7 protein-coding genes are annotated in these 10,730 nt (G+C 53.8%); all 7 read right to left on the bottom strand.

Translation table 11 applies throughout. From position 1 onward, the window contains the following. Positions 1–208 precede the first annotated feature (208 nt). Entirely contained in the window at positions 209–1,327 is a 1,119-nt protein-coding gene (gene comE / locus FTO68_RS07595) for a sulfopyruvate decarboxylase subunit beta (RefSeq protein ID WP_255332787.1), read from the bottom strand. Beyond that, on the bottom strand, positions 1,320–2,561 hold the full coding sequence (locus FTO68_RS07590) for a cysteate synthase (protein WP_255332786.1): 1,242 nt from the start codon (positions 2,559–2,561) through the stop codon (positions 1,320–1,322). Before FTO68_RS07590 ends, comE begins: the two co-directional genes overlap by 8 nt. Then, positions 2,558–3,793 carry a methanogenesis marker 16 metalloprotein gene (locus FTO68_RS07585; protein WP_255332785.1) on the bottom strand — a complete coding sequence of 412 codons (1,236 nt, stop codon included), beginning with the start codon at positions 3,791–3,793 and terminating at the stop codon, positions 2,558–2,560. Before FTO68_RS07585 ends, FTO68_RS07590 begins: the two co-directional genes overlap by 4 nt. Then, on the bottom strand, positions 3,790–4,395 hold the full coding sequence (locus FTO68_RS07580) for a (Fe-S)-binding protein (protein ID WP_255332784.1): 606 nt from the start codon (positions 4,393–4,395) through the stop codon (positions 3,790–3,792). The genes FTO68_RS07585 and FTO68_RS07580 overlap by 4 nt, the downstream gene beginning before the upstream one ends. Beyond that, complete coding sequence (locus tag FTO68_RS07575) at positions 4,396–5,100, bottom strand: GTP-binding protein (RefSeq protein WP_255332783.1); 705 nt, start codon at positions 5,098–5,100, stop codon at positions 4,396–4,398. It lies immediately after the preceding gene. Continuing rightward, on the bottom strand, positions 5,097–5,864 hold the full coding sequence (locus FTO68_RS07570; RefSeq protein ID WP_255332782.1) for an ATP-binding cassette domain-containing protein: 768 nt from the start codon (positions 5,862–5,864) through the stop codon (positions 5,097–5,099). Before FTO68_RS07570 ends, FTO68_RS07575 begins: the two co-directional genes overlap by 4 nt. Before the next feature lie 129 nt (positions 5,865–5,993). Beyond that, entirely contained in the window at positions 5,994–10,625 is a 4,632-nt protein-coding gene (locus tag FTO68_RS07565) for a cobaltochelatase subunit CobN (RefSeq protein ID WP_255332781.1), read from the bottom strand. Positions 10,626–10,730: the final 105 nt, after the last annotated feature.

Raw genomic sequence — 10,730 nt, 5'->3', positions numbered from 1 at the left:
TGGGATATTGTGACATTCGAGCCATCTACAAGAGCCATAGTAGAACAATTGAATATTAAACCTGTACTTGCATATAAAACTATGTACGTAAATGTTTGATAGTTAAGGTTTTACTGCCGAAGACAGGTGTAAGCATTCACCCGCACACCTTCTCAATGAACACCCTCTTCCGGATAGTCTGGATCTTTGGGTTTCGAATTCTCCGGTTTCACTCCGCAGGCCGGATCGCCTGCATAAACCGATCACGTATCTGATCAGGCGTAAGCGGGATATTCTGAACCGCCGAATTGCCGGGCCTGATGATCACGTGGATGAACCGGGGCCCGGCTTTCATCTCTCTGATCGCAGAAATGAGCTCCTCCCGGATATGCACCTGCACACATTCCTGGATCCCGGCAGCAGAGGCGACCTGCGCAAGATCAGTAATGGCATATCCTTGGGTGATCTGGTTCCCAGTGGAGCCGAAGGTGCCGTTGTCAAGGCAGATGATGGTGAGATTCTTTGGCGCAGATGATGCGACAACGGGCAGGATCGCAGATCCAAGGAGCGAGCCGTCGCCATCGATCACCACCACCTCCCGATCCTGTGCGAGGGCAAGGCCAAGCCCGATCGGGGATGCCTGGGTGTAGGAGCCGAGCATGTAGAAGTTTTCATCCCGATCAGATACTGCATACAGCTCTTTGGAGGGGATGCCGATATTACTGATGCAGAGTGCGGATCCAAGATGAGGGGCAAGGGCGGCGATTGCATCATACCGGGTCATCTCCGGCTCATGTATAACCGATCCCGGAATCGAGGAAATCGTCCTGCCCCGGTTAGGAAACTCCCCTGCCGGGCAGGAGCCCCCATCAAAACAGGCGGGAGAGAAGAGAGTGACGGTGGGAATACCCTCATCAAATGAACGCCGGATCATCTCCTGAAGGCGGGGGAGCTCATCCGGCTCCATGATGGTTGCATACGGGATATCAGCAGCCTCAAGGATAGCAGGGAGGCGTGAGTTAAACGGGATCTGTGCTGGGATCACCTCGTTCTGCATCCCCCGCCAGCTCGCGATGATTGGGAGCGGCAGATGGAATGTCCCGTGGAGGGAGAGGAGGGCATTGAGCATGTTGCCGAGGCCCGAACTCTGGATGATAATAAGAGGCCGACCCCCGGCAAGATATATGCCTGCCGAGACGCCTACCCCGTCCTCTTCGCGGAGGAGAGGGACATGCGGAAAGGCACCTGTTGCCAGGGCACAGAGCGTACCAGCCTTATCACAGGGGAGATGGGAGATGAGGGTGATACCCTCATCTTGTAGGATCCTGATGATATCGTCTTCAAACATGGCTTTTCTCCAGAATACATGCAGGAACCTCTCCCGGACGGATGGTCTCAACCGGTACTACCTGATATTTCTCTAAAACTGCTTTGTATCCCCCACCGGTGATATTCAGGAGCACACATGCATCCTCTCCGATCTCACCGCGATCAACTGCTGCCAGGAGGGCTGCACAGGCGACTGCCGCCGCCGGATCGGGATCGATCCCCTCTGTCTTCTCAAAGAGCAGTCCTGCGGATTCTGCGGCGGCATTCGTGATCCCATACATCTGGCCGCCGCAGGCTGATAATGCATCAAAGAGGCCGCCGGGCACGGTATAGGGGGGCTTCCGGTTTGTCAGGACATCGGCATTCACAGCCCTGATCGCCTCTTCTGCATGCGGCATATCGATCTCCGGAATAATCTCGCGCCGCCGTGCCTGCCATGCCGACACAAGCGGGATGAAGGGGAGGTTCTGGGCGAGATGCAGGCGGGGAAGCCTCTCGCCAAACCGCCCATCTGCAATGAGCCGGAGCGCCGCTTCCCATGCGGCGATAGCGCCGGTGCCGCTCCCAACACCCTGTACATAGTGATCAGGAATACTGCCGATAGTTACTGCCGCATCAAGGAAGACGGTACCCATCCCGTCCCGGCGTGCGACATTCTTTGCCCCGCCTTCAGGGATATATCCTGGCAGCTCGCATATCCGATCGGCAACTGCAATCGCATCCGAATAATCTCCATCCACTGCGATCAGGGTGACATTCTCCGCAGGTGCCGATGTCCAGATCCGTTCAAGTCCGCGTTTGGGAACGACAAGGAGGACCTGCTGATTCATCGTCCCTGCAACCTCGGCAAAGGCCCTTCCGGTATTCCCGGCAGATGCAACAACAAGGGTGCCGCCCCCGGTCTCTTTCTGGCGCTGTACTGTCGGCCAGGCTTCAAGCTCCTTGAATGAGCAGGTCGGGACAAAGGCACTTCTGTGAGGTGCATAGCCGGTGAAGCCGATCCATAGGTTGGAAAGTCCCACTTCTTTTGCAAATTCCAGAGAGCGGAATGTCACAGGTCCTGATTGTGTCCGCGGCACCTGCTGTACCGGGAGCCAGTCTGCATACCGGAAGATGCCTGGCTCATCCCTTATAGTCAGCTGCTTCTCCGGGTAGATTGCACGGAGGAGACCGTGGTGCCCATCAGGACAGGCAAGCTCACCATGATCGGGGAATGTCTCACCGCATACCGGACACCTGAGCAGGTGGTTCATGCCCCCTCCCTGAGGAAGAATGTACCCTCGCGGATACGAGCTGCCAGATTCCGGCAGAGCCGCTCAGCCCTGGTGCGATCGGACTGGCGGAGTGTCACCGGGATCTCATTCCCGGAGATATCGAGTGTTCCGAGATTGATCGAAAAGACCCTCCCCTTGCAGACTGAGGCACAGGCGCCGCAGGCGAGGCAGAGGGAGCGATCGATGGCAAAGCTCTCTCCGATTGCCCCGGCAGGGCAGATTGAACGAGCTGTGCAGGGTGTACAGTCCAGGCACTGTTCAGGGTAGATGCGGACACCCCTGTCTGTACCACGCCAGATTCTGCCATAATCCGATTCTCCGATAGGTTGCCTGTCGCTGATATCGGCAACCGGGAGTAGAATCTCCTCATCAAGTACCATCAGCCCTTCAAGAGTCTGGGAGTCGAGCACCGGGATGGCAGCTGCAACCGAGGTGAGGCATTCGGGTCCGTCTGAGGTGATAAATCCCCCCATCATCAGGGGATCCATCCCGTCCATACCGGCTGAACAGGCGAGATTCGGCCGTTCCGGGGTCGATCGCGTACCGGTACCGGTGATAATTCCGTTTGTGCCATTCAGAAGAACGGGTGTGCCGGGTGCAAGTGACCTGAGTGAGGGATCGTTTTGTACCGGGTTCACCTCCCCACATCCGGAAACAGAGATCTCCCTGCATGGCCCATGGAGACCGGTGACCGAGAAGATGGTCTCAAGCATCCCCTCTTCTCTTCTGAGAAATGCGGTGTAATTCTTAAATGCCGATCGTGTCGTATGGAGCCGTGCAAAACCACAGTCGGAGAGGGTGATCTCATCTGTATACCGCCGCCCGTCTGCCCCGGCTTCGACCTCGATGGTCTTCCCGGCGGCGAGATCGGCAAAGAGATGGCCGCCGCCATAGCTCTCGTCCCGTTGTGCGGTACCATAGACGATGCAGTCGACAAGGCCGAGCCGTTCGTTCGGGCAGGGGCCGGGATAGGCAGGAACACCATTTAAGAAGAGTGATTCGGCTTTCCGAAAAGTGCCGGGGGGTGCAACAGGAACCGTCAGAACTGCATAGGTTCCGGACATCACTCCGAATGTCCCGCAGGTGATGACATCGACATCCTCAACCGTGAATCTCTCACCATTCCGCACCCTTTTTTTGAATTCATGTGCAGGGATGACGATCGCCTCCCCGCTTCTGATTCTGTCGTTGATCTCCTGTGCAGTCTTCATAGCGTCACCCCTTCAACCCTGACTCTGATTCCATCGCGGGTGGTAATAACCATATTCACCACACCTGAATGTGACAGCCCCATGAGGCAGTATCCGGGTTGGAACCGTTGCCGCAGGCCAAATGTCGGTTCACGGTTGACCACCTCCGCTATTCCCTCAAATGCATGGACATGATACGCCTTCAGATCCAGGCAATCCTCATTCCGTGCTTCCAGAGGGCTTGTGACATGGCAGGAGATAATGCCGCTCACCGGATCGGCACCAGTCACCCTGAGTGCATGGGTGATCGGGCATCCCGCCCCGGCAGGCCTCCCGATGACGAGGTCCCCCGCCTTGATCTCCCATCTCTCAACAAGATCGGGCCTGAATGGGACGATATCCTTCCTGGTGGATGGCTCACCAGGGAACGGGTGGATCACAAAATCGTAGATAAGGCCGAGGAGATCAACTCCTGAATAGGATGAGTCTGTTTTCCTCTCTCTTTCCATGTAGAAGGGGCAGTCCCGGTAAGATTTTGCGCCTGCGGCAACAAGTGCGGTGAAGGCGGTGCATGATTGCGCTCCGCAGAGTCCGCAGTTCTTGCCTGGTGGTATCCATGCCATCTATTCACCCCGGAAGAGGGTATCTGCGCTTTCCAGCTTTCTGACAACCCCGAAATGGTTCTCCCACCCGATCTGCTTCTTCCCGACACAGACCGTACAGACACCAAGCGGAGGGTTTCCCCGGAGGGTAATCGCGGCAGGATCAGTAATCGGCTGGAGATCATCGATGATCTTCATCAGGTACCGCATTCCGGTCCCGATGACCGCATTCGTCTCAATAATCTCGACTGCCGGTGCAACATCCCGGATCGCTTCCCGGAAAACCTCTTTTTCTGCCTGTGAGACGAGATCGATCCTGGTGACAACAGCAGCATCTGCCAGTGCGATCATCGGGCTCATCTTATAGGGAGAATGGGTTCCCGAGATTGCTGAGAGGACTGCTATGCCAAGCGACTCTGTCGTGTAGGGTGTGCACCTGAGGCAGAGTCCGGCAGATTCCACGATCAGGAATTCGGCATCCTCTGCTTCTGCCCAGAGCAGGGCATCGGAAAGAACCGTGATCCCGGCATGATCCGGGCAGAGATCCCCGGAGATAACCTTCCGTGCTGGAATGCCATACTCACGGGCGATCTCCTCATCCTCGTTTGCATAGATGACATCGATCTTCAGGTACGCAGCGCTCTTTTCCGGGAGATGGCTCATGATCTGCCGGATCACTGCTGTCTTCCCCGCAGACGGAGGCCCGGCGACGATGATCAGCTTCATGCGAAAGCAACCGTCTCCCTGAGGACTTCTCCTGATCTGAGACGCTCACGGAGTGAGGAGAGGTAGAGATCGATCTCGGTGACATGCTTCAGTACCGACTCCTCAGATCCATCCGGCTCAAGCACCGCCTTCACTGCCCCGTTCCCCATCACGATCCGCCGATCAGACATCAGAGAGACGAGGGGGTCATGGGTGACGAAGATGACGGAGGTGCCGGATTTTTTGAGGCAGGTGATGACACGGTCACGGAATATTCCTGCATTCTCCACCTCATCGAGGAGGATGATCGGTGCGTTTGAGATGATCACCGCATCAGCAACAAGGAGGGATCTCGTCTGGCCGCCTGAAAGTGAGGATATCCGGCATTCAGGACGGATCGGCTCACCTGTAAACTCGTTTGCAAGCCGGATCGTCTTCTCGATGAGGTCGCATTCTGTGATCTTCCGTGCACGGAGATGCATGCTCAGGAACTCAGAGACGGTGAGATCCGCAAGGCATTTTGTGGTCTGGGTGATGAGGGCGATCGGCTTACAGGCAGGATCCCTGACGAACTCTTCGGGCGGTGTTTCGCCATCAAGGAGGATACGCCTGCCAGTTGCGGTATCTCCCTGGGCAAAGACCTCGATATCGTTTATGAAGGCACTCTTGCCGGAACCTGTCGGACCGACGATCGCGAGAGTGTCGCCTGGGTGGAGATGGAGTGCCTCAAAGGTTTCAGGGTTGCCATTCCGATCATGGCCGGGGAGAATGCTGATCGTATGCATGGTACTTCTTCTCAGGCGAGGGATGATAATGGTTTTCCATATATTTGTGTATAATTGATCTTAATGTATATTTTTTAGATAAAATGCATCTTTTAAGTCATTATATAAAAATATATGTGGAATGGTGGCTTATCTTCTCTTATAGAAGAAACCTGTGCCGACTGCTCCAAGCACAAGCACTGAGAGGAGGATCGCAAGAACTGGTGTTGAGATCATCGGTGTCGGTGAAGATCTGTCTCTGGTATCCTCTGTCATCACCTGGCCTACTACCTGACGGTCAGTTGAGATCGCATCTCCCGGATATGTCGTGATGTCACTCCCAACCCCTGATGACTCTATAGTGGTGTTTGCCGCATCGGTGGCTCCGGTCACCGCCGGGGCATCAGTGGTTGCAGGTGGAGGGAGGGATGCGGGTGATGGATCTGATCCGGAGTCGCGGAATGAGTCCGGCTGGATTCTCCCTGACATAATACCGTTCATGTAGGCTTCAAGAGCGAGATTACCGCAGGTGTGGTGGCAGCAGGTGACCCCGTTCATCTGGACAGACTGCTGGAATTCGGTTGTTAACGCATAAAGAACAGAGAAATCAGGATCCCAGTATCCCATCCTGACAACATCGAGCATCCTGGCGGTCATCGCCTGATAGGCATAGGGATTAGCTGATGTAAAGTACTCAGATAACCCAAGGTCATACTGGTCAAGCACATAGGTCGCATAGACACTCTCCCACATCTCGCTTGTGATCAGATCTGGAATTGTGACATCCCAGAGCCACATATTCTCGACAAATGACTCCATATATCGTGCGCCATCAAACCCATTGCCCATCATCCCCTCGATCCAGGCAGGGTTTAAGTATCGGGATCTCAGGTCACGGGAGACGAACTGGCTTAATGTCTCCAGCTTCTGGTCCTGTGGGTTTCTTTGGTTATTGATGTACATGTCAGGGGTATTGCCGGAGATGCTCTGGATGGCAAGACTCAGTCCGCCGAAGTATGCAGCGACCATCGGGTGTTCGAGTGTCCCATAGAGATTTGATGTCCGTGAGAAGACTCCGATATCCACATCGGCAAGGTTTGCCCTGAAGATATCGGCATACTGTTCACCCCAGATCGACTGGCCGTAGATGTAGCTCATCCTGCTGATATAGAGATCTGCAATCTGATTCGGGTCATCCCATGAGTCTGTCCCGCCGATCGCATGTTCAATTCCAGGGGTATAGGATCCGGGTGGTGGAGAGAAGACCCGTGATGCAGCCAGTTCCATTGCACGTGCGGGATCATATCCCTCAGCAATGAGTGACTGATAGATCCGATCGGTGTTTATCTTCACGTAGTTTGGCATTGCGCCATCATCTGCTGCTGCCGCAAGCCTGACCGCTTTATCAATCAGCTCTATCTTGCTTGCATACATGTCACGGTACGATCCCGATGTGACGACGACAACATCGATCCGTGGCCTGCAGAGTTCGGATGACGGGATCAACTCCACATCACTCACCCGATTGTTGCTTGTCCAGATCGGGCGTACCCCGAGCATCCAGAAGATCTCTGACTCCATCGTCCCCTGGTGGCGGGAGGTCTCAATCGACCAGAGGAGGAATGCGACCTTGTCCGGATAGTCTCCATGTTGTGCACGATGGGTTGCGATCAGTTCGTCACCGAGGGCGACGCCTACATTCCATGCGACCTTTGTCGGGATGATCCGGTCATCGAAGGTACAGAGGTTTCTGCCGGTTGGAAGTGCATCCGGGTTTCTGATCGGATCCCCGTTTGGACCCGGAGGAATATAGTGTGCCTCAAGCGCATCCAGGATACGGGGTATCTCAATGGTGCAGTCGAGGATCCTCTGGTGATAATCCTCTGCAAGCACCAGATCGGCGGTGATATCAGCGGATGTCTGTTGAAGAATTCTCTGCTGGGCATCATTTGGGTTATTTCCGTTTAGTATGACCTCGTTTAAGAGTGCAATGGCCGCATCTTCGTCTCCACCTGCTGCCTCAACATGGCTCTTATATGATGTTCCAAGCATCCCGTTGATCAATGCTACCAGGCTCTCACCATCCGGCACCTCGCCGAGTATGTGTGAGCCGTATGGCATGTTGACGGTTGCAAGTTCTTTTAAATATGAATCCATATCGAGGAGGAATGCATTAAATTGCGTATCGTCTGTTGATATTGCGTCAATATTCCAGCCGATGTCGTAATGAAGCCCAAGTGCCTTTACCGTCGCAAGAATCTCATTCTTATAGCCCTCCTTCACCGCCAAATCAACGACAGTTCTGTAGTTTGTGATCGTCTCCTTCAGGTCTGCAAGCTCCCCATAGAGTCCGGATGGCACAAGGACCGGTGTCATGAAGTCAACGATCACCATATTCGCACGTCTCCGATCAAAGATCCCTTCTGCATCCATCGGAAGGACATGCACATGCGGCATCGATCCGGAGAGGATCGCACCCCAGTCGTCTGCTGCAAGTCCTGCTTCTTTTCCGGGCATCATCGGGATGATCGAGAAGATAGAAAAGATCGCATCGGCTTCAAAGACCCGATCCATATAGGTATAGAAAGCAAAACACTGGTGTGTCGGTGGGATTGCACCGTCATGGTAAGTGACGTCAGTATTCTGATTCCAGCCGGGCATCGGGTCGGGGGCGAGGATGACGTTTCCGAACCTGATGATCGGAATGACAAGCGAGCGACCGCCATTTTCGTCATAGACCATGATCTCACCGGGAGGTGCTCCCCAGATATCGATCATATGCTGCTGTTTGTCGGCTGATAATTCACCAAACCAGGTTAGATACTGGTCTTCTGGGATCAGGATCACATCACCCATCTCAACACGCTTCTTCAGCTCATCGGGAACCCATGTGCCGATATTATATCCCTTAGATGCCATCAGGTCAGCGAGCTCTTCTGCATCAGGAAGGGGACCTGATCCCAAATCATAGCCGCGATCCCGCATGGCAAGGAGGAGATTGGCAAGGCTGGCCTGTGCGTCGAGATAATAGTCGATATCTGCGCCGACAGTCGACTTTCCACCTTCCGCACTGTAGTAGGGGATGATGACCTTTTTATTCTGATTGTCAGTCCTTCCTAGGTCCACCCATGCAAGCGTCCGCTCTGTCAGCCAGGCGACCTGGTCGTTCATCGGCTTGTAGTAGTCCGCTCCGGTGACCGGATCGATCGCCTTTGTGGCAAAGACGATCGGCTCGATGATGCCATCAAGTTCTGCGATCAGTAGCTGCCATTGCTGTTCCGGTCCAACACCATGAGGACTGTTTCGCCATGTCTCTTCATCGACATCATAGAAGAGCCGGACCGCATTTAAGATCGGGACATTCAGGGTCTTGAGGTTCAGAACCCCGCGCTCAGGATCGCTATAGTCAAGGCGGGAGCCTTTTGAGATGAGGACGCCTGCATCGATCATCACCATCCCGTCCTGCATGAAGTAGTTGATCCTGACGGGATCTTTGTAGTGATAGGTGGCGACGATTACATTTACCCCTGCATTTTCATATGAACGCACGAGGGTATCGAGCATCGGGCCATCACGTGCCATATAGGTGTAGTCGCCGGTGATGACACCAACGGTTCCCCGTGACGGGTCGTAAATGCCAGCTCCGGTGTACCACTCCAGGTAATCTGAAAGAGTCGGATAGATGTCCGGGGCATCAGGGTGATAGATCCCATAAATCGGGCGGCTCTCTGGAGGTTCGAGATTCATCTGAAGCCCGCACCATGTAATACCAAGGAATCGTGCCAGATTATTGAAGTTCTTCTCGGAATGATAGAGGAGATAGGTCTCAACGGTCTGGACCTCGGGATCCGATGGATCCTCGGTATGAAGGTTATAACTCTGGAGGAGTGGGCCAATGGAGATCACAACTGACCCGTTTGCCTGTGCGGCAAGGACGGTATCCCTGATCCCTTCAATTACTCCTGCATCAAGGTTTGAGAGGAGGATCAGATCAAATCCGCTTAGGTCAAAGGAGAGGTCGAGATCAGATCTTCCATAGTAAACTGAGATATTGATCGAAGCGTTGATCTCCGGATCGAATTGTGCTGCTTCAATTGCAGTTATCTCTGCTTGTCGGGAGAAGACGAATGCGATCTCGGTCTTATTCGTATCCTGAAGGAGGATCTGTTCCTGAAGAATACTCAGGAGATTGTGGAGGTCGTCATCATCTGCTGACTCCCAGTACCCTGAGATCTCTTCATCTGCAGGGGTGCCGAGCACGATGCCGTCTGGAATGTCACATGAGATGATAGTTCCATCTTCGGGTAGAAGTGACTGCATCAGAAAAGCGGTCTCTTCACCGACCGAGGCGATAAACCAGGTTTTATTGAACGAGAGACTGGTGGTATCGATCTCTTCCTCTGAAATGAGAGTAACATCTATTGAAAGGTTTTCATCAGAGGATGAGAGGATCTCAAAAAGAGCAGTTTGCTTCTCTGAATCTCCGGTAAGGATGAGCAGATGCTTGCGGGCGTTCTCTGTCGATGGAATAATGGGAATGACCTCTCTCTCTTCATCGACTACCATCTCTTCTTCAGGAGGTGTATCGCCTTGATCAGGAGGGTCATCCGATAGTATCTCCGGATTGTCTGTTATGGCCGGTGATACTGAAGTCTCAATTGTGAAATTGTTGCTCTTTTCCGTTTCATTTGTGACATTCAGGTCTTCCCCTGTTTCATATGCAATGGTATGCCCGCTCAAGAGAAGGAGGGCTGCACAGAGACAAAGGATGAGAACTATCACCCTTTTATAGCTTAAGCTACGATTTTCATGTTGCATGTCTGTCACCACAGATGTGTCTGCCCCTGCCGGAGAGTCTAATCGTGGCAGGGGCAATCTCAATAATTT

Source organism: Methanocalculus taiwanensis, from assembly GCF_024372745.1.
GTDB classification, from domain to species: Archaea; Halobacteriota; Methanomicrobia; order Methanomicrobiales; family Methanocorpusculaceae; genus Methanocalculus; species Methanocalculus taiwanensis.
This window is presented reverse-complemented; position numbering and strand designations above follow the sequence as displayed.